At 70.9% G+C, this 26,308-nt stretch carries 26 protein-coding genes and 1 pseudogene; 15 read left to right on the forward strand and 12 right to left on the reverse strand.

The features are described 5' to 3' along the window. Window positions 1-61 precede the first annotated feature (61 nt). A complete protein-coding gene (locus tag SLAV_RS05915; RefSeq protein WP_030229907.1) occupies window positions 62-1,240 on the reverse strand; it encodes a serine/threonine-protein kinase in 1,179 nt (392 codons plus the stop codon). A gap of 343 nt (window positions 1,241-1,583) precedes the next feature. On the opposite strand from SLAV_RS05915, the gene SLAV_RS05920 reads away from it, so the two are divergent. Next, window positions 1,584-3,293, forward strand: a complete 1,710-nt coding sequence (locus tag SLAV_RS05920) for a serine/threonine protein kinase (RefSeq protein ID WP_051840896.1) — start codon at window positions 1,584-1,586, stop codon at window positions 3,291-3,293. Between the two features lie 168 nt (window positions 3,294-3,461). Then, window positions 3,462-4,493: an NAD-dependent epimerase/dehydratase family protein gene (locus tag SLAV_RS05925; RefSeq protein ID WP_030229909.1), complete on the forward strand. Its 1,032-nt coding sequence runs from the start codon at window positions 3,462-3,464 to the stop codon at window positions 4,491-4,493. Window positions 4,494-4,514: 21 nt separating this feature from the next. Here SLAV_RS05925 and SLAV_RS05930 read toward each other — a convergent pair whose 3' ends face one another. After that, complete coding sequence (locus SLAV_RS05930; RefSeq protein ID WP_030229910.1) at window positions 4,515-5,837, reverse strand: NsdA family TPR-like regulatory protein; 1,323 nt, start codon at window positions 5,835-5,837, stop codon at window positions 4,515-4,517. 235 nt (window positions 5,838-6,072) lie between these two features. On the opposite strand from SLAV_RS05930, the gene SLAV_RS05935 reads away from it, so the two are divergent. From SLAV_RS05935 to SLAV_RS05960, 5 genes are all read left to right on the forward strand, one after another. Beyond that, entirely contained in the window at window positions 6,073-6,288 is a 216-nt protein-coding gene (locus tag SLAV_RS05935; protein WP_030229911.1) for a hypothetical protein, read from the forward strand. Further along, window positions 6,285-6,551, forward strand: a complete 267-nt coding sequence (locus tag SLAV_RS05940) for a hypothetical protein (RefSeq protein WP_030229912.1) — start codon at window positions 6,285-6,287, stop codon at window positions 6,549-6,551. Before SLAV_RS05935 ends, SLAV_RS05940 begins: the two co-directional genes overlap by 4 nt. A gap of 167 nt (window positions 6,552-6,718) precedes the next feature. Beyond that, window positions 6,719-8,383, forward strand: a complete 1,665-nt coding sequence (locus tag SLAV_RS05950; protein ID WP_234333590.1) for a radical SAM protein — start codon at window positions 6,719-6,721, stop codon at window positions 8,381-8,383. Continuing rightward, the gene (locus SLAV_RS05955) at window positions 8,380-9,255 is read left to right on the forward strand and encodes a radical SAM protein (protein WP_030229914.1); all 876 of its coding nucleotides are present in this window, start codon (window positions 8,380-8,382) and stop codon (window positions 9,253-9,255) included. Before SLAV_RS05950 ends, SLAV_RS05955 begins: the two co-directional genes overlap by 4 nt. 14 nt (window positions 9,256-9,269) lie before the next feature. Next, window positions 9,270-10,052 carry a hypothetical protein gene (locus SLAV_RS05960; RefSeq protein WP_158740658.1) on the forward strand — a complete coding sequence of 261 codons (783 nt, stop codon included), beginning with the start codon at window positions 9,270-9,272 and terminating at the stop codon, window positions 10,050-10,052. A gap of 61 nt (window positions 10,053-10,113) precedes the next feature. Here SLAV_RS05960 and aspS read toward each other — a convergent pair whose 3' ends face one another. Next, the gene (aspS, locus tag SLAV_RS05965; RefSeq protein WP_030229915.1) at window positions 10,114-11,430 is read right to left on the reverse strand and encodes an aspartate--tRNA(Asn) ligase; all 1,317 of its coding nucleotides are present in this window, start codon (window positions 11,428-11,430) and stop codon (window positions 10,114-10,116) included. Window positions 11,431-11,892: 462 nt separating this feature from the next. Here aspS and SLAV_RS05970 point away from each other — a divergent pair, with 462 nt between their 5' ends. Continuing rightward, entirely contained in the window at window positions 11,893-12,888 is a 996-nt protein-coding gene (locus SLAV_RS05970) for a competence protein CoiA family protein (RefSeq protein WP_078950328.1), read from the forward strand. Window positions 12,889-12,909: 21 nt separating this feature from the next. Here the strand turns inward: SLAV_RS05970 and SLAV_RS05975 are convergent. Next, window positions 12,910-13,032 (reverse strand): annotated as a pseudogene (locus SLAV_RS05975) (IS5/IS1182 family transposase); the annotation flags it as partial. A gap of 214 nt (window positions 13,033-13,246) precedes the next feature. Here SLAV_RS05975 and SLAV_RS05980 point away from each other — a divergent pair. Next, entirely contained in the window at window positions 13,247-13,741 is a 495-nt protein-coding gene (locus SLAV_RS05980; RefSeq protein WP_030229917.1) for a hypothetical protein, read from the forward strand. 310 nt (window positions 13,742-14,051) lie between these two features. Here the strand turns inward: SLAV_RS05980 and SLAV_RS05985 are convergent, their stop codons facing one another. After that, window positions 14,052-15,017 carry a pirin family protein gene (locus SLAV_RS05985; RefSeq protein ID WP_030229918.1) on the reverse strand — a complete coding sequence of 322 codons (966 nt, stop codon included), beginning with the start codon at window positions 15,015-15,017 and terminating at the stop codon, window positions 14,052-14,054. A gap of 129 nt (window positions 15,018-15,146) precedes the next feature. Between SLAV_RS05985 and SLAV_RS05990 the strand changes: the two genes are divergently transcribed. From SLAV_RS05990 to SLAV_RS06015, 6 genes are all read left to right on the forward strand, one after another. Further along, entirely contained in the window at window positions 15,147-15,530 is a 384-nt protein-coding gene (locus SLAV_RS05990; protein WP_051840902.1) for a tetratricopeptide repeat protein, read from the forward strand. Window positions 15,531-15,600: 70 nt separating this feature from the next. Then, the gene (locus SLAV_RS05995; RefSeq protein WP_037687305.1) at window positions 15,601-16,797 is read left to right on the forward strand and encodes a methyltransferase; all 1,197 of its coding nucleotides are present in this window, start codon (window positions 15,601-15,603) and stop codon (window positions 16,795-16,797) included. Window positions 16,798-16,825: 28 nt separating this feature from the next. Next, window positions 16,826-17,581: a MerR family transcriptional regulator gene (locus SLAV_RS06000; protein WP_037687272.1), complete on the forward strand. Its 756-nt coding sequence runs from the start codon at window positions 16,826-16,828 to the stop codon at window positions 17,579-17,581. Between the two features lie 224 nt (window positions 17,582-17,805). After that, the gene (locus SLAV_RS06005; RefSeq protein ID WP_030229922.1) at window positions 17,806-18,363 is read left to right on the forward strand and encodes a DUF6230 family protein; all 558 of its coding nucleotides are present in this window, start codon (window positions 17,806-17,808) and stop codon (window positions 18,361-18,363) included. Next, the gene (locus SLAV_RS06010) at window positions 18,354-18,791 is read left to right on the forward strand and encodes a DUF6114 domain-containing protein (protein WP_037687274.1); all 438 of its coding nucleotides are present in this window, start codon (window positions 18,354-18,356) and stop codon (window positions 18,789-18,791) included. The genes SLAV_RS06005 and SLAV_RS06010 overlap by 10 nt, the downstream gene beginning before the upstream one ends. Next, window positions 18,788-19,438 carry a hypothetical protein gene (locus SLAV_RS06015; protein WP_030229924.1) on the forward strand — a complete coding sequence of 217 codons (651 nt, stop codon included), beginning with the start codon at window positions 18,788-18,790 and terminating at the stop codon, window positions 19,436-19,438. Before SLAV_RS06010 ends, SLAV_RS06015 begins: the two co-directional genes overlap by 4 nt. Before the next feature lie 80 nt (window positions 19,439-19,518). Here SLAV_RS06015 and SLAV_RS06020 read toward each other — a convergent pair whose 3' ends face one another. From SLAV_RS06020 to SLAV_RS06050, 7 genes are all read right to left on the reverse strand, one after another. Beyond that, window positions 19,519-20,283 carry a metallophosphoesterase gene (locus SLAV_RS06020; RefSeq protein WP_030229925.1) on the reverse strand — a complete coding sequence of 255 codons (765 nt, stop codon included), beginning with the start codon at window positions 20,281-20,283 and terminating at the stop codon, window positions 19,519-19,521. 168 nt (window positions 20,284-20,451) lie between these two features. Then, a complete protein-coding gene (locus tag SLAV_RS40915; protein ID WP_158740660.1) occupies window positions 20,452-20,607 on the reverse strand; it encodes a hypothetical protein in 156 nt (51 codons plus the stop codon). A gap of 189 nt (window positions 20,608-20,796) precedes the next feature. After that, window positions 20,797-21,840 (reverse strand): hypothetical protein, encoded by a 1,044-nt coding sequence (locus tag SLAV_RS06030; protein ID WP_037687277.1) that lies wholly within the window; start codon window positions 21,838-21,840, stop codon window positions 20,797-20,799. 408 nt (window positions 21,841-22,248) lie between these two features. After that, window positions 22,249-22,797: a hypothetical protein gene (locus tag SLAV_RS06035; RefSeq protein ID WP_234333592.1), complete on the reverse strand. Its 549-nt coding sequence runs from the start codon at window positions 22,795-22,797 to the stop codon at window positions 22,249-22,251. Continuing rightward, on the reverse strand, window positions 22,764-24,194 hold the full coding sequence (locus SLAV_RS06040) for a dihydrolipoyl dehydrogenase family protein (protein WP_030229927.1): 1,431 nt from the start codon (window positions 24,192-24,194) through the stop codon (window positions 22,764-22,766). Before SLAV_RS06040 ends, SLAV_RS06035 begins: the two co-directional genes overlap by 34 nt. 43 nt (window positions 24,195-24,237) lie before the next feature. After that, on the reverse strand, window positions 24,238-24,639 hold the full coding sequence (locus tag SLAV_RS06045; RefSeq protein ID WP_030229928.1) for a thioredoxin family protein: 402 nt from the start codon (window positions 24,637-24,639) through the stop codon (window positions 24,238-24,240). An 81-nt stretch (window positions 24,640-24,720) separates the two neighbouring features. After that, window positions 24,721-26,160 carry an aldehyde dehydrogenase family protein gene (locus SLAV_RS06050; RefSeq protein ID WP_030229929.1) on the reverse strand — a complete coding sequence of 480 codons (1,440 nt, stop codon included), beginning with the start codon at window positions 26,158-26,160 and terminating at the stop codon, window positions 24,721-24,723. Window positions 26,161-26,308 lie beyond the last annotated feature (148 nt).

The raw sequence follows: 26,308 nt of genomic DNA on the forward strand, positions 1-26,308 counted from the left end.
CCCTCGCCCTTTCTACCGTCCGGCGACCGGCCTCACCGGTAGAAGTGAGGAGACGAGCGGGTCAGCTCTTCGGCCAAGCGAGCGCCGGCCCCACGGCGTAGCGCTCCCGCAATTCCTCGGCGACCCTCCGGGAAGCCGGAGGACGGCCCCTTTGCGGTGCGGCTGCAGTCGGACTTCCGCCCGCAGGCTCAGACACCCGCTCGACCACGGATGAGGGGGAGGCCGGATCAGATTCACCGCCGCGTAGCGGGACCGAAGAGTCCGCGTCCCCCGGGGACGCGGACTCTTCGCGCAGCAGTTTCTCGAGCGAGTCGAGCCTGTCCAGCATCGGTCCATCAGGCTGCGGCAGCACCATCGTGGAATGGTCCTTCGCCGTCGTCTCCTGGATCAGGGCGCGCCGTGCACGAGCCGGACTCGTACCCAGCTGGCGCATGAGATCGGCGCACTGGCGGGTCACCTCCTCCAGAGAGGGCCGGTCGTCTGCCTTGTGTGCCAGCATGGCCGCCACGACGGGGACCAGTTCATCGGGCAGCCCGGACAGATCAGGGCCGATCTCGGGGTTGACCACCTGCGCGGCGACTGCCTCCCACCGGACGCCGTCGTACGGGTAGTGCTCGGTCGCCGCGTACAGCAGTACGCTGCCCAGGCCGTACACGTCAGCGGCCTGCGTGACGTCCACCTCGCCCAAGGCCTGCTCGGGCGGCATGCAGCGGACCGTGCCGATGACCATGCCGGCCTGCGTGAGCGTTCCCTTGGACGCTCCGACGAAAGCGCCGAGCCCAAAGTCGATGATCACCGGGCCGAAGTCGCCCAGGATGACGTTCTGCGCCTTCAGGTCGCGGTGCACCAGGCCCGCGGAGTGCACGGCGGCAAGCCCCTCGGCCAGCAGCGCGCCGAGGCTCGCCACGAGCGGCGCGGACAGTGCACCCTGGTGCCGCACGATGTCGGAAAGCGGGCAGCCGGGGACATAGTCCATGGCCAGCCAGGGCTGCTCGGCAAACGGATCTGCCTCGATAAAGCGGGCCACGCGGCCGGTCCCCGAGATCGTCCGCGCAATCGCCGCCTCGCGTTCGAAGCGTGCGCGCGTGTGCGGATCCGTACGGTCAGGCCGGATCACCTTCACGGCAACTGGTTCACCCGCGACCGAGTAGGCGAGGTACACCTCCCCCATCCCGCCCGCGCCGAGTCGGCGCTCGACGAGGTATGGACCGATACGCGACGGCAGAGGCGCGCTACTCACCGCACCCCCCTGACTTCCCGTAACGACATCACAGCCCCGCTCGGCGCCTGCCTCCGCTCCGCCGAAGAAAGAGCAGAGCGCAGCAGACAGGGACACCGATGGATCAAGCCCATAGCCTACCGATCACCATCCCACGGGAGAAAGTGATCACATCGGACTAGGCTGATCCCCTCGGCCTCGTGGCCGGAATCAAGCCACTGTGGATGCGGCTCGATGGTCAGCACCAGACGTCGACATCGCTTGCGTTGATCGGCCACAGGGGGCTTGAGTTGCCCGCTACCGTTCGGACGGTACCGCGCGACCCATCCCCGTGCTCAATCGTTGAGGATCTTCCTTGAGCTCTGTGATCAGCCCGCTCCTTTCCGGCGACCCGGTGCAGATCGCCTCGTACCGGCTCATCGGCCGTCTCGGCTCAGGCGGCATGGGTACGGTGTACGCAGCATTGGATGACCAGGCCCGCAGGGTTGCGCTCAAGGTGGTGCACCCTCAGTTCGCCGCTGACCCGCAGTTCCGCGCCAGGTTCCATCGCGAGGCAACGGTGCTCCGTAGGGTCTCCGGGCCGTGCTTGGTCCCCTTCGTCGACGCGGATCCGACCGCCGACATCCCGTGGCTGGTTACCGAATACGTGCCGGGCCCCACCCTGCACGAGCACTTGGTTACGCATGGCCCGTTGTCCGGCGTTCAGCTGAACCTGTTCGCGGCCGGCACGGCGGCCGCTCTGGCCGCAGTGCACGCCGCCAAAGTCGTCCACCGTGACCTCAAGCCGGCCAACGTGATCCTTTCCCCACACGGCCCCCGCGTTCTTGACTTCGGCATCGCCCATGTGACGGACGGAACCGCAGTCACACGCACGGGCGTCACAACCGGCACCCCGGGCTGGATCAGTCCAGAGCAGTACCGAGACGGCACGACAGACAGCCTGGGAGACGTGTTCGCCTGGGGTGCGCTCGTCGCCTACGCCGCCACCGGCCGCCCTGTGTTCGGGACAGGAGCCCCGGACGTGGTCGCGTACCGAGTCCTGAGCGAGGAACCCGACCTCGAAGGCGTACCTCAAGACCTCCGGGCAGTAATCGCGTCCTGTCTGGCCAAGAAGCCGTCCCAGCGCCTGCCCGCGAAGGATCTTGCTCGGACCACTTCCGACCTCCTCGGCAGCGCGGCAACTCAGATCCTTCCCGCCCCAGAGCAGCCGGCAGCAGTCCACGAGCTGATCGCCACACAGTGGCGCATTCCCACCGTCGAAGACCCGGCCTGGAGCACAGGCACCCAGCGCCGGCCAACCAGACGCGGAGTCTGGGTGCGCCGCGGAGCCTTTATCGCGAGCACGGCAGCCGTCGGTGCTCTCTGTGCTGCACTCCTCGGTCTCCTCCCGTCCGACGCTTCACCGACGGCGCCGTCTGACGGCGCCACCACATCCGCCCCTCTGGCCAGGGCCGACGACCGGCCGCCTGTTCCAGAGCCGTCGAACAGCACCCCCGCACCCACCGCTGTCGCGGACAAGCCGAGCCCCACGCCAGCCTCCTCCGTACCGCGGCTGACCCGAACCGAAGTCCACACCATCGCTCCATGGGCCGTCGGCGGCAGCGCCCCGGCCAAGGGAATCGTGGTCACAGAGGACCTTGTCGGGGCGTGCTGGAGCAGCTCGACCAAGACCCAGCGCACAGACGCCTGGCGCTGCACCGCCGACAGCACCATCCTCGACCCTTGCTTCGCTCCGGACGTGGGTCCGGAACACCCGGTACTGCTGTGTATGGGCGCCGACCCGAACCTCATGCGGCGCTTGACCCTCACCGAAACGCTGCCCGGCAACAACTTCCACATCCCCGGCGGCCCCGTCCCCACCCCCTTGATCATCGAGCTCGCCAACGGCAAAACGTGCGCATTCGCCGGGGGTGCTACCGACTCGCTCGCAGGCCAGCGCCTCAACTACTTCTGTGACGGCGGCGGAAGCGTGTACGGAGACCCCGACCAAGACCACCCTCTCTGGACCGCCGCCTATCGGGCAGAGCAGGCGAACACCACCATCAACACTCCCATCAAGGCTGCTTACCAATAGGCCACCGCCAACGGAGCGTTCGACCCTCAGTAGACGTGTACGTGCGGCGTGCCCTACTTCCCATTCCAGCGGCACCGTGGGATGGCCGTCCATCGTGACCTGGACGCCATGGCAGCTTCGAGACAGACGGGATGGTGCCGCATAGCGGTTCGTGGCAGGGTCGTCCTCATGCGGATTCTCGTGATGGGTGGCACCTGGTTCCTCGGCCGGGCGATCGTTGACGACGCGCTACGACGCGGGTGGGAAGTGACTGCGTTCAACCGCGGCCGTTCCGGTGCGGTCGACGGCGCCGAGACTGTCCGGGGAGACCGCACCAGCCCCGAGGACTTGAAGCGGCTCGCCACGCATGGGCCATGGGACGCCGTGATCGACACCTCCAGCAGCGAGTTCCCGCCCCGTGATGTGCTCCTCGCAGCCGATGTCCTGCGACCCGTCGCTGCCCGGTGGGTTCATGTCTCCACGGTGTCCGTATATCAGGGCTGGCCCCACCACCCGCTCACCGAGGACTCCCCGTTGCTGGAGTGCCCCCCGGACGCCGACGAATCATTCGGGCACACCGGCCCCGACGGCAGCCCGACGAAGTACGGGTTCCAGAAAGCGGGCGGAGAGGCCGCGGTGCGGGCTGCCTTCGGGGATGACGTGGTGTTCCTGCGGCCGGGGGTGATCTTGGGCCCCGGTGAGTACGTCGGCCGCCTTCCCTGGTGGCTTGCCCGTGCACAACGCGGCGGCCCGATCGTCGTCCCGGCACCGGCGGCACAGACGATCCAGCCCGTTGACGTGCGCGATGTCGCCGCCTTCGCCGTTGACCAAGCCGTCGCCGATGTAGCCGGCCGGGCATATCGGGCATATAACGTCGCCCATCCGGATGGCGTCAGCTGGGCAGAGTTCATCTCCACATGCCTCACGGTCACCGGTGGCGCCGGCCGCCCGGTGTGGGTCGATGCTTCGACTCTTACCGCGCACGGCGTCAAGCAGTGGACGGAGCTCCCTCTGTGGCGTACCCATGCCGGGGTGTGGTCCGTCGACGCCTCCCTCGCCGTTTCATCCGGGCTTCGCTGTCGTCCGATCGCTGAGACCATCGCCGAAACCTGGGCGTGGATGCAGGCAGATGGGCGACCGGTCGAACACCCGAGGTGGTCTGAGCACGGCGTGGAGGCGGGCAAAGAGGCCAAGATCCTCGCCTCCCTCGACCACCGGTAGGTACGGAGATGGCACGGGGGGTCAGGGTTCGATGGCGAGGAGTCGACCCCCGGTGCCCCACTGCCTCGGTGCAGACAGTCGCCCGAACTCCTCGATCTGCTCGCCGAGCGTGATGGCCTTTGCTGCCCCCTGGAACACGGGACCAGTCAACGCCCGCCGCAGTGTTCCGGTGCGTTCCAGCAGGCCCGCCACACGCTGCTCCGCCGGGATCGCCCACACCGTCTCCAGTGTCACTGCCGCGGCGTCCAGGTCACCCCGAAGAACCTGCGCGGCAGCAAGGTCAGCCGAGGCCTTCCCGCGGACTGATGCTGACTGCCGGGCCGACGGCCGCGACGCGACGAGATCCAGCGCTCGCTGAGCCGTCACCTCCGCTCCCGCCCCGTCACCGACGAGGAGGGCCGTGGTGCCGTTGGACATGAGCAGTCTTTCCTCGGTGAAGGCGAACTCACCGCCCACGTCGTCGTGCAGCTCGTCCCGCTCACCACTGTCCTGCTCCGTCGACGCGACGAGGGCCCGGGTCGCCCGCTCCCGGTCTCCGAGGTGCCCGTGAGCGCGGGCCTCAATGGACAACAGTCGCCGCCGGGCCGTGTCGCCCAGCCCCGCGTACGACAGCGCCGTGCGCGCCTGTCGTACGGCCTCCGATGGCCGACCCGTGAAGTACGCACAGATCGCCAAGGACCCAGTCGCGTAAGCCCGCAGCGGGTCGAAGCGCGCCATCTCCCCGTACAGAGCCGCCGAACGGGCGAGCCGGGCCGCGTCGTCCAAGGCTCCGAGGTCAAATGCGGCGGTCGAAAGCAGCGCGCACGCCTGCCCGGCCACAATCAGCAGGTCCTGTTGCTGGGCGGGCACCTGCGTGAGCCCCCTCTGATGCTCCGCCTCCGAGCGCAGAGCTTTCGCCCGCCGGAACGCGTCGAACGCGCTCACGGCGCCATACGAGCGGGCAAGGGACAGGGCGTCCTCGCGGAGCTGGTCAACGGTGGTATCGGATACGGACTGCGCGGCGGCAGCCCCCGCTTCATCAGCGGCGTCACGTGCGGTCATAGCAATGTCACCTTCAAGGTTGTACGCAGTGGGAGCGCCCGAGACCGGGGCTGACGAGGCAGGTGGAGGCCCGAATAACGCTGCGGCGTCCACGTCGAATAACTGCTCCAGCGCCCGGCACATGTCCGGCCCGGGCAGCGTCTTGACTCTGCCTGATGTCCACCGTCGAAACTGAGCCTCCGACACCGTCAGACCCGGCACGCCAGCCTGTGTCGCCGCCCGCTCGAAGGCCGTGACGAAGTCCCTGTACCGCCACTGCCGTTGCTGGACTAACAGCCACAGCAACGTCGCCGGCTCGTGCATCGGTCGCTCCCTCACTGTCAGGATTCGGGCCACATCGCCCCGCTCCCCTTCGTTGCCTACCCGTCAACGCCCATGCGACGCAATGGAATCCGCCCAGATGACATGACAGCGCCATCCCCATGACACCCCGCTCACCCTGGCGAGCACCAGATGACACCCGCCGCGTCGTGGTCGTGACACCCACACCAGAGGGACTCTTACGCCACCCCAACGAGCCCAGCGAAAGGGAGCGGACGTGAGCAGCCCCCGGCTTCCCCGCCGAACCCCCGGTGAGACCAATACGCAGTACGCGGCAGCCGTGGCCCCCTACACGGAGACGGACGCGAGCTCGCCGTCGGGACGCCGCAGTCTGCCCCGGGCCGCCGAGGCGTTCCGCACCCAGCAGGGCGACCCCGCCTCGTGGAGCTCCGCGCAGTGGGACGCCTTCCTCGACCTCGGGGGCGCTCAGTGATCACGACCACCGACGCGAACCTTTGGGTCACGGAGGACGTCAGTCACCGGCTCCTCGGCCGGGCGGTCGCGCAACCGTCCAGCGGACGGCGCGGAACTGTCGGCACCGTCCTGATCTACGCCTCGAAGGTCAGCAACAGGGTGGTCAAGACGGTGGCTCACATGCGCCCGCTCGACGACTCGGGACGGGAGTGGACCGCCGATCCGGGCACCCTCCAGCCCCTACGGCCGATCGCCTCCGACTTGCCCGCAGGCAAGAGCTGAACAGGCTTCCCTCCCTCTGTCGACGAAGGTCGGCAGAGGGAGGGGAACGGCGTCTCCAGGGCGCCGTGTGTGAATCCGCAGTGTCCTACAGCACCAGGCCGGCTGCTGCCGGAGCGAATCACAGCTGCCCAACCAGGGCAGTCACCCTCCCATCAAGGAGATCAGTCATGCCGAAGCCCAGGCGAGAGAAGCAGAACCACCTGATCTACGCGGACGTCGTGGACTCCAAGTCCAAGGCGGGCGTGTGGATGGGGGAGCGCGCCTCCTTCCGCGACAAGCAGGCCCGCATCCTCGAGGCCCTGAAGGACCGCACCGACTGGGTCAACCTGGAGGGCGCGGTCATGGTCATCAGCGCCGAGCCCGCCGGCCTCACGGTCATCGCGCCGAACCCGACGCTCCCCGGTGTCATCGTCCTCTCCGACGGTGGATCCCCCGCGGCTTCCGCCCGGCTCCAGGCCGACGCTGAGGACAAGGTCCGCGCCGTCATGGCCGAGCTGGGATCGCCGAAGAGGAAACGGCGGCCTGACCCAATGGCCACTCCCCAGCTGCTGTGGGGGAAATACTTCCAGTACGACCGGGACGGGGAGGCTGTCCTCCTCGACCCGATCACGCTGGAGAGTGTGCTTCTCGACTCCGGCGAGGTCTCTGACCTCGCCGGAGTCTCCCCGACCGCGACGCACTTAGCCCTCGCCGGGCTCGGCTTCACCCAGGACGGCCCCGCGGACGACCGCCGTGAAGCACTCCACCACCGCCTCCACACCCTGGGCATCGACCCGACGCCGCGCCGAATCAGCGGCCTCCGGGTGGTGCTCACCGACCGCTGCAACATGGCCTGCACGTACTGCTTCGTAGACACCAACACCGGCAAGCCGGACATGACGGAGCAGGAACTCGCCGCCGGCCTTGAGTTCCTGTTCGAGCAAAACGCCGGGCAGGAGGAGGTCTCGATCCAGTGGTTCGGCGGCGAGCCGACCATCCGCTTCGACCTCATGCAGTACGGCGACGAACTCGCCGACACCCTCGCAGCCCGCTACGGCGTCGAGCGGGTCCGGCGCACGGTCGTCACCAATGGCGCCCGTCTCACGGACGAGGCCCTCGATCATTTCGTACAGCGCGAGTACGGGGTGGGCATCTCCATCGACGGCCCTCCGGGGATCAACTCGGCGAACCGGCTGCTCCTCGGCGGGCAGCCGGCGGACGACCGCATCCGCCGCAACGTCCGGCGCCTGGTCGAGGCGAAGGGCCTGCACGTCGGCTGCAACCTCACCCCGACGGCGTCGAACATCGGGCGCCTGGCCGAGAGCGTGCAGTGGATCATCGACGACCTCGGCCTCAAGTTCATCTACGTCAACACGCCCATCCCCACCGGGGGCAAGTGGCGGGTGAACGGAGCGGAACTGGCCCGGGAGCTCTACGAGGCCCGTCTTACCGCGCTCGGGAAGGGCGGGATGCTGTTCTCCGTCCTCGATCGGGCTTTCCAGGCCCTCGACACCCGCCGGCCGATGCTCTTCGACCACATGCAGGGCGACCGCAGCCTCAATGCCGCTCTGCTGCCCGGCGACCGAGTCAGTGTGTGCGACATCAACTTCACCGAGCCCTCGTTCCTCCATACACTCGACGAGCTGCGCGCGGACCCCGCCCTTCTCACAAGCGCAACGAAGAAGGTCGCGCCCATCCCCGCGTGCGGCGACTGCCCGGCGCTTGCCATCTGCGGCGGCCCGTCCCGCAACGAGCAGGCGCTCATCGGCGGCAACACCCCCGACCCGCAGATGTGCGCCTTCTACACCAGCACCCTTGCCGTTGCGGTGTGGGACAACACGGGGGTGCAATGAGCGCCCCCGCGCGTACGGCACTGGTCTCGACGGCGGGGCATTGCGAGGTCGCTTGCAGTTTCTGCTTCCGGGCCGACCGCGCCCGCGGCTTCCTCACCATTGCGACGTACACACGTGCCCTGTCGCGGCTGAAGGAGACCGGGGTGGAGGGGGTGTGCCTGACCGGTGGTGAGCCGACCCACCACCCGGAGCTCCGGCAGCTCGTCCGCCTGGCTCTCCAGTTCGGCATGACGGTGTCGATGGTGACCTCGGCCCGCTCGGAGGCGGAGGTCTCCGCCCTCGCAGAGGTTGCTCACCTTTTGACCAACGTGACGGTCTCCGCAGACTCACAGGGCGCTATGGCACTCGGCCGCACTACCCGGACCGCGGCTTCGGCTGTCACGACGCTGGACGCCGTGGATACCCCCTCGAAAGTCCTGCACCTGACCTACTGGGACGTGGAGGGGGAGGAAGCCACACAGCTCGCCGGCCTCGTGGCGGGGAAGGGGATCAACGTCCAGCTGAGCCCCGTCCTCGTCTCCGAAGACGCCCTCCGCCGGGACGGTCGATCGATCCAGGACGCCTTGAGGCAGAGGGCACGCGATACTGCGTCGCTCGGTCAGCACCTCCGTCTGTCCAACGGATACCGGTCCTACCTCGACGATCTTCGGCGAATGCAGCTGACCAAGGAGGAGATCCACCCCTGCCGGTCGGTAACCCTCTACGTGTCCGCCAAGGGCGAGGTACGGCACTGCCCCTATGGCACATCCGAGATCAGCGTTCACGCCTCGCGTACCGAGATCCGCGCCTTCCTTGACGCGCCTGCCACGGACCGCGTCGTACCCGACTGCGCCGCCATCTGCCGACCCGCGTCCCGCGACTGTGCGGCCTGACCTTGGAGGTCCACGTGCAACCGTCGGTCTCCGTCACCGACCCTCACGACTTCAGCACCCACTGGAGGCAGCCGCCGAACTTCCGCATGCAGGTCCCGTTCGACTACCTGTTTCTGCCCGCGATCGACATCCTCGATCACATCCGTCGGGACGACGAGGTTCGCTTCACGGTCCTCGGCGAGGACGACTGGGCGGTGCGCATGGAGCGCACCGCGGCGTTCCGCACGGCCCCGGTCGAGGAGATCGCCACCTGGCCATTCCGCCTGGTGCACTTCAACCTTGCCCGGTTCTACGGCGAGCTCCTGGCCGGCTTCCAGGAAGAGGTAATGGTCCCCTGGCGCACCTACCTGTCGGCTCAGGGATTCACGTGGCAGCGGTGCGCACCCATTCTGTTCCTGTCCACCGAAGGAGCGGCCTCGACCTACCACAACGACAACTCGCACGGTCTTGTCTGGCAGGCCCAAGGGGTCAAGACCTTCCACAGCTACCACAACCCCGATAGGCACCTCTCACCCGAAGCCGCGGTCCTCGGTGAGACCACCGCCGAGGATCCCCCATCGCACGCCAAGGCAGACCGGCAGTCGGTGACGATGCAGCCAGGTGACCAGCTGTGGAGCCATGCCCTGACACCGCACTGGGTCACCACCGAATCGCCCCTCGCCCTCAGCGTCACCCTCTCCCACGGCGGGCTGTGCCGCCGCGGCCGGTACGCCGACCGTGAGCTGGCCCTGCGCAACCACTGGGACAAGAACCCCGACGAGGCGTGGACCCTCGACCTGGGGCACACCCGGTACTGAGCGAACCACCTCTGCCCCACCGCCATGCCAGCGGTGGGGCAGAGGTGCGTCTACCCCTGGCTCAGGGGGTGAGGCGGTTCGGCCCGCGGAACAGGAACGCGGCCTCGCGGATCGAGTCCAGGCCGAGCATGACCATCAGAATCCGGCCCAGGCCGGCGCCGAGGCCGCCGTGCGGCGGGCACCCGAAGCGGAAGATGTTCATGTAGTCCTGCATCGGCTCAGTGTTCATGCCCTTTTCCTCGGCCTGCTTGAGCAGTACGTCGGAGCGGTGCTCTCGCTGGGCCCCGGTGGTGATCTCCAGGCCTTTCCAGAGCAGGTCGAAGCTGAGCGTCAGGTCCGGCCGGTCTGCCGGACGCATGTGGTAGAAGGGCCGGATGCTCGCCGGGTAGTGCGTGATGAACACAAACTCGTGACCCGTCAGCTCCTTCATGTGGGCGGCGATGGCGCGCTCCCCTTCGGGGTCCAGGTCCTCCTTGACGCCTTCGGGGTCCCAGCCGCCGGCCCGCAGGATCTCCTGAGCCTCGGCCATCGTGATCCTGGGGAACGGGGCCTCCGGCACGACGACCTCGATGCCGAAGACTTCCCGGATGGCCTCACCATGGACCTCGGCGACCTTCGCGATGGCGTGGGCGAGCATCCGCTCCTCGAACGCCATCACGTCCTCGACGTCGTCGATCCACGACAGCTCGACGTCCACGCCGGTGAACTCGGTCGCGTGTCGGGAGGTGAACGACGGCTCAGCCCGGAAAACTGGACCGATCTCGAAGACCCGGTCGATGCCGGCTGCCACGGCCATCTGCTTGTAGAACTGCGGAGACTGGGCGAGGTAGGCCGACCGGTCGAAGTACCCGAGCTTGAACACCTCCGCGCCGGACTCCGAGGCCGTGCCCATCAGCTTCGGCGTGTGCATCTCGGTGCAGCCGTTCTGCATGGCGTACTCGCGCAGCCCCTGCTCCAGGGTGGTCTGCGCCGCAAATACCATCTGCGCCGTCGACCGCTTGCGTACGTCGAGGAACCGCCAGTCGAGCCGGTGCTCGGGGCCGGTGTTCTCGTCGATCGGCAGGGGCGTCTCCGCCCGGTTCAGCACCTCGACCGATTCAGGGACGAGCTCCAGGCCGCCCAGCTTGACCTGGGCCGCGTCCACGACGCGGCCAGTGATGCGGACGGCGGACTCGGGGGTAAGGGACTCCAGGACGGCTTCGAGCGGGCTGCCGTCGCGCTTGTGGGTCACCTGGACCATGCCGGAGTGGTCCCGCAGGATGACGAACTGCATCTTGCGTTGAAGCCGAAGGGCGTTCACCCAGCCGGATACGGTGACGGTCTGGTCGAGGTGTGCGCGTAGGTCGGAAGCCAGTACGCGGCTAGTCGTGTGGATCATCGCAGCCCTCCAGGGGCGTCGTCATGATCCCTTGGAAGCGTGGGCGAGAAGGGTACTCGCGGTGCCACCACGCCTTTGCCACCGCCAGATAGCGGCGGCCTCATTCAGCCCGATGACGGGGGCAAACCGGCGGGGCATTGGGCCCGAAGGCCTTTCCTCCCCGCGCTCGGGAGGGTCTTCACCACGGGTGCAAGTCCGCCTTCACAGCTGCCGGCGGCTCTCTCTGCTCGCGTGATCCGTGGTTACTTGTCTCCGTCAACGCATTGAGAGGAGGATACGGATACGTTCAGCCTCGACGCAACGGAAACGATCGAGACACGCTTCTGGAATCGCGCACAGCATGGGCCTCAGCACGTCTGTCCTATAACCCGAGCCCGTCGTCCACCACGCCATTGTGCTGATGCCCCCTGGTCGTAGCAGCCCGAGAATTGGATGCTGGCCGCGATATGGGAGGGGTGGAGCGTGCAAGACGACTTACTGGTGGTCGGCTTCGACCTGGAAACAGGGCGGGAAGTGCATGTGGCCGAGCAGCCGCCGGAATACTGGAGGCAGCGTGGCTACGGCGGCACACGACAACTGGTGTGCTTCTACTGCTTTCACGGGTTCGAGGCACCCGCCGGTACGCGTGTGCCGCTGCTGACCCGAGGGCGCCTGGGCGGAAAGGTGCGTACCCATTTCGCGCACCCCTCTGGACAAGCTCCCGAGGGCGGTCACCATCCCGAGACTGTCTGGCACATCACCACCAAGCACACGCTGGCCCGGTGGGCGCGTAGCCGCCCGGGTGTCACCGCCGTACGACTGGAGCAGTGGACCCCGGACCAGGACCGCCGCGCAGACGTTGCCGTTCGGCTGGAGGACGGCACACGCCTCGCACTGGAGGCGCAGCGGATGCTCATGACCGATGAGGCGTGGCGGGCCAGACACCGCGACTACCAGCGGCAGGGCATCGTCGACGTCTGGTTTTGGCCGCCCCGTGTCCACTTCCCCCACATAGTCCTGTCCGAGGGCCTGCCGGTGTGGTTCTACGTCCCCTCAAAGGGAATGGCTTGGACGGCGTTCGGCCGGGCGCACCAGAAGGTGCACCGGTGGTGGGAGGTGAAGAACCCGGCGGTGTTCGGTCTGCACCATCCGCCTTGCCCGCTGGACGATTTGGAACGGCAGGCCGTACCGCTTGGCGAGCTGAACCTGGACCAGCAGGGCGCTGTGCTCCCGCGGAACCTGCGACAGAAACTGAGCGACTCCCAGCGGGAAGCCCGCGAGGAGGCAGCGGTGCGGCGGGAGAGCGCAGCGCGGTACGCCCGCCAGCTGCGCGAAGCACAGCAGCGGCGCGACGAGGCCGACAGGCACCCGAAGCCACTGCCGGCCCCTCGACTGCCGCACGGCGCCTTGCGATGCACGGTGTGCCAGCGACCCTTGGCACCGGAACTGGCTGCGGCCGGACGTCACCTTCTGTGCTGACCAGAGGGCATCCCGACAGTAGACGCACTGAGCCAGGTCGGTGATGCGGGCGGTGCTGCAGCGGAGCTTCCGCCGGAGGCGCCAGCCTTTCCACTTAGCCATGGCCTGCTCGTCGAGGCAGCGGATCTTGGCGTGCGTGCTGTCTGGCAGCAGACGGACTCGAGAGCCCTGCTCAGGCAGGCCAGCCAGCAACGACTTTCGGTCAACATTATTCGGACGCAGCGAGACGCAGCTGGACGCCGGCGGACTCACACGAACACAGCCGAACGCAGTGGGGCGGGGCTTACCGGGGCTCCGCCTGTCCGGTCTGCATCCGCCCCTCGTTTCGGCCGGAGCGTACTGCGCAACACTTCATGTCATGCCGAGCTTTCAGCAGAGGAAGGCCGTGGGCGACGCTCACGAGAAGCACGTTGCCGAAGAGCTGACCGCGCGTGGGTGGTCGGTCAACCCGTGGGGGCAGGGAGTCCTCACCCAGCCTGTTCAAGCCGCGCTCTGCAAGACCGACAGCTCGCTCCGGTGGACTCCTGACCTCCTCGCCGCCAGGGGCGATCGCCTCACGATGATCGACTGCAAGAGCAGCATGACCAGTCGGGCCACGGGCCGCCACGCGATCGAGCGGGCCGCGGTCCGCTCGCACTTCCAGCTCGTCGCCTGGACCGAGCTGCCCATCTACTACGTGTTCGACAACCTCGACGTACTGACTCCGTACGACGCCCTCACTGCGGGGCAGACCGGCCCGCACTCGCTCTCGGGTTCGGGAGCGCCGTACCTGCTCGTGCCCACGACGGAGTGCCGCACCTTTGACTCCACCTTCGGCCTGCGGAAGCACCCCGTCGCACGCGAAGCTGCTTGAGCTCCGAGCCGCAGCGAGATCTGCCGCTCGGGTACAACAGGCTGCACTGAGCGAGATCACACCCCGTCGCTCCTACGACGCAGGCGTCTCGACACCTCCCCTGGCTGACGAACCGTCACCAAAGTCAGCATTGGGTCAGCATTGGTCCTGGCAAAGCTGACCCCAGCCGGTCATACATGGGAAGGATCGACACCCCAGAGATGGTCCTTCTGGAGCCTCGACAAGCCCCTCCGGCTGAACGATCACCACCGGATCGACCTCGCCCCTCGGCTGAGTCTCGGCCGATCCGCCTTCCTCACAAAACCGCAGGTCAGCGCACCCGTCCCCGCGACTTAAGACGCGTGGGCGGGAGCTCCGGAGCGGGGATCGGGGGGCCGTCGTAGCCCTTTACCTCGCCGAAGCGGGTGCCCTCCATCCAGTCCTGGCGGGCCTGTACGATCTCCTCGTTGGAGCGGCCGATCCAGTTCCAGAACATGACGATCTCCTCCTCGAACGGCTCGCCCCCCAGCAGCATCAGGCCCGCGTCCGAGAGGGCGTGCAGGGGGAGTTCGGTGCGGCCGCAGCCGAGGTAGAGCATCGAGCCCGGCAGGACGGGGACGCCGTCGACGCGGGCCTCGCCCGACATCGACAGGACCGCGTATTCGAAGTCCGGGTCCAGCGGGAGGCGGGTCTCGGTGCCGGCCGTGAGGGTGAGGTCCGCGCCGACGATGGGGGTGTACGCCGTGCCGGGCGAGGTCGCCGTGTCGAGGGTGCCCAGGATCACGGTCGCGGTGAGGCCCGGGGCGGTGACCGTCGGGAGGTCGGCGTGGTGCTGGAAGTGCGGGTCCACCTGCCGGTGGGCGTCCGGCAGGGCCACCCACAGCTGGGCTCCGTGCAGGAAGCGGGCGTGCGGGCGGGGGCTCTCCTCGGAGTGGCTGATGCCCCGGCCCGATGTCATCAGGCCCAGCTCGCGCGGGCGGATCGTGGCGAGGCTGCCGACGCTGTCCCGGTGCAGGACCTCGCCCTCGTGGAGCCAGCTGACCGTCTGGAGGCCGGAGTGCGGGTGCGGGGCGACCTGCATGCCGGACTCGTCCGCGATGTCGTCCGGGCCGTAGTGGTCGACGAAGCACCAGGCCCCCACCATGCGGCGGCCCAGGTTCGGCAGGAGGCGGCGGACCTCGGTGGCCTCCCCGAGCTTGACGGTGCGCGGGCTGAGGAGTTCGCGGACCGGTTCGGCGACGACGAAGCCGCGGCCGCCGCACGTGGCGAGAGCGGGCTGGCGATCGAGATTGCTCATACGGCACAACTTAACGCCGCCGGGCCCGGCAGCCCCCGTTCCGCTTCGCGGAATGTCCGTCCCCGCGACGGTGTTGCAGCCACCGATGACCGACAGCGCACACGAGAGCGAGCGGAAGGGGCCGACGGCATGGACGTGACGACGGGGAAGAAGAAGGTGGCGGACACCGCCGCGGACGCGTACCACGCGCACGGGACGACCGCCGAGCGCTGGGCGCGCGGGCAGCTGTTCTTCGAGGCCCGGGAGTACACGACGGCCGCCCGCGTCCTGGTGTCGGTCGCCGAAGAGGCCCCGGAGCAGCTGGCTCCGCGGCTGCTGCTGGCCCGCGCCTACTACCACTCCGCGCAGCTCTCCCGGGCCGAGGCCGAGCTGCGCGCCATCCTGGAGCGGTGGCCGGTGGAGGACTACGCGCGCCTGATGCTGGGCCGCACCCTGGAACGGCTCGGCCGGGCCGACGAGGCCCGCCCGCACCTGCGGATGGCGGCGGCGATGGCCGGGGAGTTCCCCCTGTAGGGCGCCGTCCGGCCCCGCGTGTGCGGGGCCGGGGGGCGGCCTCGGCTAGCCTGGGTTCCATATGAACCGCCTGACCACGCCATTCGGCTCCTACGAACTCACCCGCTTCCCCGCCGACCCGCGCGACCGGCTCCGTGCCTGGGACGCCGCCGACGAGTACCTGCTGCGTCATCTCGACGCCGGTACCGGCGAGCGCGGCCCGGTGGACCTGGCCGGCGCCGGGCAGATCACCGTGGTCGGCGACCGCTGGGGGGCGCTGACGACGGCCCTGGCCGCGTACCGTCCCACGCAGATCACCGACTCCTCGCTGACCCGCGCCGCCACCGAGGGGAACCTGGACCGGGCCGGCATCGGCACCGCGAAGTCCACGGTGACCCTGCTGACCACCCAGGACGCCCCGCCCGAGCGGATCGACGTCCTGCTGATCAGGGTGCCCAAGAGCCTGGCGCTGCTGGAGGACCAGCTCTACCGGCTGGCCCCGCACGTGCACGAGGGCACCGTGGTCGTCGGCGCCGGCATGGTGAAGGAGATCCACACCTCCACGCTGCGCCTGTTCGAGAAGGTCCTCGGGCCGACGAAGACCTCGCTCGCGGAGAAGAAGGCCCGCCTGATCTTCTGCACCCCCACCGCCCCGGGCGCGGCCCGTGCGGCGGGCACGGGGCCGTGGCCGGTCACGTACACGGTGGACGAGGACGGGGGCTCGGGCGCCGGGCTGACCGTGGTCAACCACGCCGGGATCTTCTGCGCGGACCGGCTGGACGTCGGCACCCGCTTCTTCCTCCAGAGCATCCCGACCAACACGGACGGGGCCCGCGTCGTGGACCTGGGCTGCGGCAACGGCGTCGTCGGCACGGCGGTGGCCGTCGCCGACCCGGACGCCGAGGTCGTCTTCACGGACGAGTCGTACCAGGCGGTCGCCTCCGCGCGGGCCACCTACGAGGCCAACGTCCCGCCGGGCCGGCGCACGGCGGAGTTCCGGGTGGGCGACGGGGTCGCGATGCTGGAGCCCGGTTCGGTGGACCTGGTGCTGAACAACCCGCCCTTCCACTCGCACCAGGCGACGACGGACGCGACGGCGCTGCGCATGTTCGCGCAGTCCCGCAAGGTGCTGCGCACCGGCGGGGAGCTGTGGGTGGTGGCCAACCGTCACATGGGCTACCACACGCACCTGCGGCGGCTCTTCGGCAACAGCGAAGTCGTCGCGAGCGAGCCGAAGTTCGTGGTCCTGCGGGCGGTCAAGCGGGAGGCGCGGCAGCGCCCCATGTGACCTGCCGGTACGTCCTACACTCGGCCGCGTGAGCAACGGGGCGCGGACGGACACGGGCGGGGAGCGGCGCTACCGCCGCGAGGAGGTGGCCCGGGCGGCCGGCGTGAAGGTGCGCAACCTGCGCTACTACCAGGAGCGTGGGCTGCTGCCCCCGCCGCGCCGCGAGGGCCGGATCGCCTGGTACTCCGACGACCACCTGACCCGGCTGCGCCTGGTCAGCGACCTGCTGGGGCGCGGCTACACCGTCAACGGCATCGCGGAGCTGCTCGCCGCCTGGGAGCAGGGCGGCGGTCTGTCCCAACTCCTGGGTCTGGAGCGGGAGATGACCCGGGACTGGGTGCAGGAGGACCCGGTGTCGATGACCCGGGCCGAGCTGCGCGAGCTGTTCGGCCCGGCGGCTTCGGCCGAGGACACCCGGCGGGCGGCCGAGCTGGGCTACGTACGCCTGGACGGGGACCGGGTCACGTACCCGAGCCGGCGGCTGCTGGAGGCCACGGTGGCGCTGGTGCGGCAGGGGGTGCCGCTGGCGGAGATCCTGGACGCCGGGGACTTCGTCCAGTCCCAGGCCGCCGCGCTCGCCGACCGGTTCGTGGGGCTGTTCCGGCGGCACGTGATCGGTCCGGACGGGCTGGAGCGGCTTTCGGCCACCCAGCTGGATCACATCCGGGAGGCGGTGGCGGCCCTGCGGCCGGTCGCGGGTGAGGTGGTGGCCGCCGAGTTCGCGCGGGCGATGGCGCGACGGGTGGAGGCGGAGGTAGCCGAACTGCTGCGTACGGAGCAGTAGGAGTCGGCCGAAAAGGTGCGCTCACGCAACCTTGCCAACCACCATTGGCACTCTTACATTCAACTCGTCGGTAACAAAGGTGCACAGCCGAGATAAGGGACGATCTCATGGCAAGCTCACCGAACTTATCCGAACCGCCCGGCGGGGAAGGCGCGGCCTCCCCGGACACCGCGGACGCAGCCGACAGAGGTGAGGGCCGGGTCCGCTGGCGCCGGTTCGCCCTGTTGACCCTGCCCGCCGTGGCGGTGACCGCGGGGCTGGGCATCGCCCTCGCCCAGGGGGCGCTCGCCGCCTCCTTCGCGGTGTCGGGGCAGCAGTTCAAGGTGTCGGCGACGAGCCTGGAGGGCGAGGGCTTCGCCCAGTACGGCAGCGTCGACGTCAACGCCCGCGAGGAGCTGATCCCGGTGGCGGTCACCGCCATCAAGGAGGCCAAGCTGCACAGCCTCTGCCAGTCGGTGGTCACCACCCTCCCGGTCATCGGCGACATCTCGCTCAACCTGACCGCGGGCAAGAAGGACCCCGTCGAGGCCAGCAACCTGTTCGTGGACGCGACCCAGCTCGCCGGCGACGCGGTCTTCAAGAACATCGAGATCGGCCGCGACGCCTCCACCCTCGACAAGGGACCGGCCGAGGCGGTCGGCATGCAGGACCTCTTCGCCCAGCAGGCCGACACGGTCACCATCTCCAACCTGCAGCAGACGGCGTGGGCGACCAACGCCGGCACCTTCAAGCTCTCCGGGCTGAGCATGAACATCAGCAAGGGCAAGAAGGAATGCTTCTGAGCCGCTGGCGGCGGTGGCGGCGCGCCCGGCCCTTCTGGGGCGGGCTCTTCGCGGTCCTGGCCGGGGCCTGGATCTGCGTACTGCCGCTGGCACCGCTGAAGATCATGCTCCAGCAGGGGGTGGCGGGGATCCCGTCCGTCCTGATGGGGATCATCATGATCGTCCTCGGTCTCACCGCCTGGTTCTCCCCCCGGCAGCGCTCCCTCGCCGGGGTCCTCACCACGCTCATCGCCACCGCCGCGCTGGTCCTGTCGAACCTCGGCGGGTTCCTGATCGGCACCCTGCTCGGCATCCTCGGCGGCGGGCTGATGTTCGCCTGGCAGCCGTACGCCGCCCCGCGCACCGGGGGCTCCGCCGCCCCCGCCCGGCCCTCCCCCGCCGGGGACTCCCCCACTCCGCACCCCGATCCCCAAGGAGCACAGCCATGAGCCGTACGCGTACCGCGCTCGCCCTCGGGATGGCGGCCGCGGCCGCCCTGACGGTGGCCTCCGCCACCGCCACCGCCGCGCCGTTACCGCTGGCCGGGTCGACGACCGTCACCCCGGCCGGGCACGCCTTCCAGGCCACCCTCAGCGGGAAGGCCACCCTCAAGGCCGGTTCGGTCACGGTGACCTGCTCGGTCTCCGTCTCCACCGGCACGGTGCCGGCCGCCCCCGGCAACCACAACGCAGCCGGGCCCGTCTCCTCGCCCATCTCGCCGCCGACCTACAGCTCGTGTACGTCGAGCATGCCGGGCGTGACCCCGACCGTGACCACCAGTGGCGCCTGGTCGGTGTCCATGCAGAACGGCTCCCCGATCACGGCCACCATGACGGTGCCGACCGGCGGTCTCGTCGTCCACACGACCGGACTCGCCACCTGCACCGTCACCGCCGCCCCCTCAGGTCCGGCGTCCGTGCCGGGCACCTGGGCCAACGGCGCCCCGTCGAGCCTGACCTTCACCAACGCCTCGGTCCCGGTCACCGTGACCGGCGGCTTCGGCTGCCCGACGAGCGCCACCTCGTCCACCTTCAACGCCGTCTACAAGGTCGCCGACACGACCGACCCGACGCAGCAGATCACCGTCGCCCCCTGACCGGTGCGTCCCCCGTACACCGCCGTCCCACCGTTGCCGGGAACCCCCGGTGCCGGTGGGACGTTCGGCTGCCGACGCCGCTACGGCCGGTCCACGACCACCCGGTAGTGCGTCGTGAGCCGCCCGTCGTCGCCGATCACGTGGAAGGCGACGGCTGGCGGCTCGTCGAGGTGGACGTGGTGCCCGGGATCCGTCTGCGTCTCCCAGGGCAGGCGCAGGGTGGACACCACCCCGGGCGCCACGAGCAGCGGGCGGCCCGCGAAGGTGGTCGCCGCCGCCGTGTGGGCGTGCCCGCACAGGAAGGCGAGCAGGTGGGGGTGGCGCTCCGCCAGGGCCGCGAGCCGCTCCTCGCCGAACTGCCTGATCCCGTCCACGTACGGGGTGTGCAGCGGGACCGGCGGGTGGTGGAAGGCGACCAGTACCGGCACCTCGTGCGGGGTCCCGGTGAGGATGCCGTCGAGCCAGGCGAGCGTGGAGTCCTCCAGGTACCCCTCGTGCTTCCCGGGGACCGAGGAGTCGCACACGGCCAGGACGAAGCCCTCGCCGCGCAGCACCTGGTCGACGGGCTCCGCGGACGGCTCCTCCTGGCCCAGCAGGACCCGGCGGAACGCGACGCGCTCGTCGTGGTTGCCGGGGCAGACGACGGCCGGATGGCGGGTGGCGAGCGCCTTGCGGGCCTCCTCGTACTCGGCCTCCGTCCCGTGATCGGCTATGTCACCGCTCATCAGGACCGCGTCCAGGTCGTACGGGAGGGCGTCCAGGTACTCCAGTACCGCGCGGGTGCGCTCGGCGGCACGGGTCCCGCCGTCGAGGTGGACATCACTGAGCTGCGCGATCACGATCACGAACGGTGGCTCCTTCGTCGCCGGTGCGGGGCCGTCGCCGGCGCGGCGCGTGACGGTCGGTCACGGCCCGGCCGGGGAGGGCGCGTCCGGCCCATTCAACAGGGTGCGCGCACGGACGCCTCCCCCGGCCGCGGGACGCGGGGTGGTGTCCGCCGCCCGGCCCCGGACTCAGGGCCCGACGCGCGGGCGCCGGCGCCGCCGGAGTCGGGTCAGGCCCCAGCCGGCCGCCGTGAGGACGACCGCGGCCCCGGCGAGGGAGGCCACCGCCGTACCGGTGGAGGCGAGCGCGCCGCCGCCGGCCGGGGTGGTCCCCGTACCGCCCACGGTGCCGGCGGGCCCGGCGTGGCCGGTGGCACCGGCGGCCGTGGCACCCGTACCGGCCGAGCCACCCGAACCGCCGGACCCGGACCCGGAGCCGGACCCAAAGCCGGAGCCGGAGCCGGAGCCGGAGCCGGAGCCCGAGCCGGAGCCGCCGGTGGTGCCGTCGCCCGGGCTCGCCGTGCCGGCACCGTCCTACCCGCCCGTACCGCCGGCCGTGCCTGCGGTCGTACCGCTGCCCGGAGTGGTCACCGTGAGGGTGACCGGTGCGGTACGGCTGGTTCCGCCGGTGTTGCGGAACTCGGCGCGGCAGCGCCGCCCGTCGAGGGCGGCCTCGGCCGTGAAGGCGTACTCCGCAGCGGTCGCCCCCGCCACCGGCTGCCGGCTCTTCCCGCCGTCGGCACTGGACTGCCAGGCCACGGAGGGTTCGGGCGTGCCCTCGGCCCGCGCGGTCAGCGACACCCGGGTGCCCGCCGCGGCGGAGCGGTCCGACGGCTCCTCGGTCACCTTCGGGGACACGGACCGTTCCAGTCGGGTGATCTTCCCCTCGGCCGGGCTGGAGACGAAGACGCTCCAGCCGCCCGGTGTGACCGCGAGCGCCGCGAACCCCGACTGGCCGTGGTTGCCCGGGAGGGCGACCGGTGCCGCGGCCTCCCGGAGGTCGGTCGTGCGGTACACGGCCAGCGTCCCGTCGCCGTCGCTGCCGGGCCGGGAGGGGTCGCCCTCGTCCTGCCAGGCCACGAACGCCTCCTGCGTGAGCGGGTCGAAGCGCGCGGCCCGGGGCAGGTCGGTGCCCCGGATCGTGCCCAGCCGTACGCCCGTCGCGTCGTGCACGACGATCGAGGTGTCCAGGCCGACCCAGAGCGCTCCGGTCCGCGGATCCACTTCCGTGAATCCGCCGGGGCCGTCCCCGGCCGGGAGTTCCACGGTCCCGGCGACGCGGAAGGCCGCGGTGTCGATCCGGTGGACGCGGCGGTTGCCCGTGTCGGTGAACCAGACCGTGCCGCGCGCCGGGTCCACCGCGAACGTGTCGCCGCCCTCCAGCGTGAGGGAGCGCCTGACGGCGGCGGTCGCCACGTCCACCTCCGACAGGACGGGCCCCTGGGCGATCAGGACCGACCCGGGCGTGACCCCGGGCCCGGCGTCGGTGACGGTCGCGCCCGCCGCCCAGGCCCCCGCCGCGGCCGGATCCCCGTCCTTGGCGGTGCCGATGCCGCGCAGCGGGTAGCCGAAGACCACCCCGTCTGCGGGGAGCGGTGCGATCAGCCGGTGGACGGCCCGCCGGCCGAGGGCTCCGGTGGGGGCGGGGACCTGGCCGACGGTGCTGCGGAGGGTGCCGTCGGCCGGGTCCAGGACGTGCAGGCCGCTCTCGTTGGCCCCGGTCGTTTCGGGCAGGTCGTCCGAGCCGACGTACAGCTTCTTCGACTCGGGGTGGAGCAGCAGGTCGCGGGGGCGGCCGGCGGGGGTGAAGGAGGCCGTGGGCCGGTACGCGACCGTGCCCTGCGGTACGTCGTCCCGGGTCGCGGGCCGGTCGGCCGGTGCGGCTGCCTGCGCCGCCGCCGGGGCGAGGACGAGGACCAGCCCGAGGGCGGCCGCCGCGGCGCCCGTGCGGCGGGGGCCAGGGGGTGGCGGGGTGTCACGGCCGGGTCAGTTGAAGGTGACCGGGACGTGGACGTCGTACGAGCGGTTGGCGGAGTTGAAGTGGTCGGCGCGCGTGACGACGGCGCACTCGACGGTGTCCCCGCAGATCTGGCCGTTGCCGAGGTCGGCCTTGACGTGGATGGTGACGCTGAAGGTGCCGCCGGGGCCGTAGGCGGAGGTGTTGGGGAGGGTGCCGCCGAAGGTGCTGTCGACCCAGTGGGCGGCGCCGGTGGTGCCCGCCTGGTCGGAGCCGCCCAGGCAGGGGGTGGGCTTGCCCGAACCCTGGGGCCCGTTCACCGCGCACAGGCCCACGTAGACGCCCTTGGCGGGGTTGAAGCCGCTGCCGGTGACCGTGACGTTCTGCCCGGCGGCGGAGGCGGTGGCGGGCGCGGTGAGCGCGAGGCGCCAGGTGCCGCCGCCGTCGGTGACCGTACGGGTGGAGGTGGCCGCCGAGGCGGCGCCGGCCGCGCCTCCCCGGTCTGGCCGGAACCCGGCACCCTGTCCGGATCCACCTGCTCCCGCTACCCCCGGTACGCCTCCAGCAGCCGCAGCCACACCTCACTGATCGTCGGGAAGGAGGGAACCGCGTGCCACAGCCGGCCGATCGGCACCTCGCCCACCACCGCCACCGTCGCCGCGTGCACCAGCTCGGCCGCGCCGGGCCCCACGAAGGTCGCGCCCAGGAGCACCTCGCGGTCGAGGTCGACGACGATGCGCGCCCGCCCCCGGTACCCGTCGGCGTACAGACCCGCACCGGAGACCTTGCCGAGGTCGTAGTCGACGGCGCGCACCCGGTGCCCGGCCCGCTCCGCCTCGGCGAGGGTGAGGCCGACCGCGGCGGCCTCCGGGTCGGTGAACACCGCCTGGGGCAGCGCCTCGGTGTCGGCGGTGGCGGCGTGCGCGCCCCAGCGGCCCTCGTCCAGGGCCGGCGATCCGGCCGCGCGGGCGGCGATGGCCGCGCCCGCGATCCGGGCCTGGTACTTGCCCTGGTGGGTGAGGAGCGCCCGGTGGTTGACGTCCCCGACGGCGTACAGCCAGTCGTGCCCGGGCACCCGGCAGCCCTCGTCGACACCGATCCAGTCGCCCGGTGTCAGCCCGACCGTCTCCAGCCCGATGTCCTCGGTCCGCGGCGCCCGCCCCGTCGCCATCAGCAGCTCGTCGCCCTCCAGGGTCTCGCCGCCCTCCAGCACCACGGTCACCGGTCCGGCCGGGCCGTCGCGTACGACCGCCTCGACCGCCACGCCGGTGCGCACCACGGCGCCGGCCTCGGTCAGCGCCTCGGAGACCAGTTCGCCCGCGAAGGGTTCCATGCGCGGCAGCAGCCCGGATCCCCGTACGAGGACGGTCACCCGGGATCCGAGGGCCTGCCAGGCCGTGGCCATCTCGGCGGCCACCACGGAGCCGCCCACGATCAGCAGCCGGCCGGGCACCCGCCGGGAGGAGGTGGCCTCGCGGCTGGTCCACGGCCGGGCCCCGGCGATCCCGGGGAGGTCCGGGACCACGGCCCGGGTGCCGGTGGCGACGACCACCGCGTGCCGGGCCGCCAGGATGTGGTGCTCCCCCTCGGGGCTGGTGACCGCGACCTTGCGGACCCCGTACAGGCGGCCGTGGCCCCGGTACAGGTGGGCGCCGACGGAGTCCAGCCAGTCGAGCTGGCCGTCGTCCTTCCAGTCACCCGTCCAGTAGTCGCGGTGCGCGAACACCGCCTCCGTGTCGAGCGGCCCCTGGACCGCCCCCGCCAGTCCGGGCACCCGGCGCGCCTCCGACCGGGCGAGCGCCGGGCGCAGCAGGGCCTTGCTGGGGACGCAGGCCCAGTACGAGCACTCGCCGCCGACGAGCTCGCTCTCCACCAGTGCCGTGCTCAGCCCGGCGGCGCGGGTCCGGTCGACGATGTTCTCGCCGGCCGGGCCCCCACCGAGCACCACGACGTCGTACTCCACCGCTTCAGTCATGCGGTCCAGTGTCACCGCACCGCGGGGGGCGCGTCCCGCAAGGTCAGGCCTCCGGCGTGCCGGGGGTCCCGTCCGCCCCCGGCGCCGGGGCCGACTCGGCGATCTTGGCCCGGACCTCGTCCATGTCCAGGGCTCTGGCCTGCCCGATGAGGTCGGTCAGCGCCGCCTCGGGCAGCGCGCCGGGCTGGGCGAAGATGGCCACCTGGTCCCGGACGATCATCAGCGTCGGGATCGAGGTGATCTGGAAGGCCGCCGCCAGCTCCTGCTGCGCCTCGGTGTCCACCTTGGCGAAGACCAGGTCGGGGTTGGCCTCGGAGGCCTTCTCGTAGACCGGGGCGAACTGCAGGCAGGGTCGGCACCACCCGGCCCAGAAGTCGATCAGCACGAACGGGTTCTCGCTGACCGTCCGGTCGAAGTTCTCCTTGGTGAGCTCGGTCGTAGCCACGGTTTCCGGACCTCCTGATCGCAGTGTGTCCTGCTGCAACGATCGGCCGGCGCCCGGAATTCCGCGGGGCCGGCCGGGTCGCTAGAACGGGTGGGCCGGCGCGGTGGTGCGGGCCGTGGTCCAGCGCAGCTCGGTGAAGGCGTCCAGGTTGGCCTCGCCGCCGAAGCGGGCACCCGTGCCGGAGGCGCCGACCCCGCCGAAGGGGGCCACCGCCTCGTCGTTCACGGTCTGGTCGTTGATGTGCGCGATGCCGGTCGGAATGCGTTCGGCCAGCTCCATGCCGTGCCCCGCGTCGCGGGTGACGATGCCCAGGGAGAGCCCGTAGGGGCCCGCCGAGGCCAGCTCCACCGCCTCGTCCTCCGTCGCGAAGGACCGTACGGGCGCCACCGGGCCGAAGACCTCCTCCGCGTAGGCCGGGGTGTCGTCGGCGACCCCGGCGAGCACGGTCGGCCGGTAGAACAGGTCCCGGTGGGTACCGCCCGCGACCAGCTTGGCGCCCTGCTCCACGCTGGCCTCGACCAGGCCGTGGACCCGCTCCAGCTGGGTCCGGTCCAGCAGCGGGCCGAGGTGCACGGGCTCGCGGTACGGGTCACCGACGGCCAGGGCCTCGGCGCGGGCGGCGAGCCGTTCCACGTACTCGTCGTAGAGCGAGGCGTGGACGAGGTGGCGCCCGGCGGTCATGCAGATCTGGCCCTGGTGGAAGAAGGACCCCCAGGAGGCCTGCGCGACGGCGGCCTCCACGTCGGCGTCGGCGAGCACGACGAGCGCGGAGTTCCCGCCCAACTCCAGGTGCGCGCGGGTGAGATGACGGCCCGCCAGTTCGCCGACGGAGCGCCCCGCGGCGGTGGAGCCGGTGAAGGACACCACCCGCACGCGCGGGTCGGCCACCACCGCGGATCCGGTCCGCGCCCCGCCGGGCAGGACGTGCAGCAGCCCGGCCGGCAGCCCGGCGGCCGCGAACACGGCGGCGAGGGCGAGACCGCCACAGACGGCGGTACGGCGGTCCGGCTTGAGCAGGACCGCGTTGCCGAGCGCGAGCGCAGGCGCCACGGAGCGGATCGAGAGGATCAGCGGGGCGTTGAAGGGCGCGATCACCCCGACCACCCCCGCCGGGACGCGCCGGGTGAAGGAGAGCCGGGGCGCCTCGCTCGGCAGCACCTGCCCGACCGGACGGGAGGCCAGCGCGGCGGCCTCGTAGCACTCCTGGGCGGCGACGTGCAGCTCGAAGTCCGCCTTGCCGGGGACCGAGCCCGACTCCCTGACCAGCCACTCCCGCAGTTCGGCGGCATGGGCCGTGAACAGGTCCCCGGCACGGCGCAGCACGGCCGCCCGCTCCGGGTGACCGGTCCGCGCCCAGTCGCGCTGGGCGGCACCGGCCCGTACCGCGGCCTCCCCCACGTCGGCGGGGCCGGCGAGGTCGAGGGTGGCGAGGGTACGGCCGGTCGCGGGTTCGACGACCGGGGCCGTGCCCCCGGTGAGGGTGGGTCCGTCCTGCCAGAGAGTCGGGTCGAGCAGTGGCATGACGCGGGGCCTCCGGATGGGGGTGGGCGGGGCGGGGGGCGGCAGCACGCGCCATCGTGCCAGACCGGGGGCACCACTTCTGTTCAGTTATTGGGCAGTTGACGGAATCCGGTGACCGGAAACGATCGACTCCCCCGGGGCGCGGGCG

Source organism: Streptomyces lavendulae subsp. lavendulae (assembly GCF_002803845.1).
Lineage (GTDB): Bacteria > Actinomycetota > Actinomycetes > Streptomycetales > Streptomycetaceae > Streptomyces > Streptomyces lavendulae.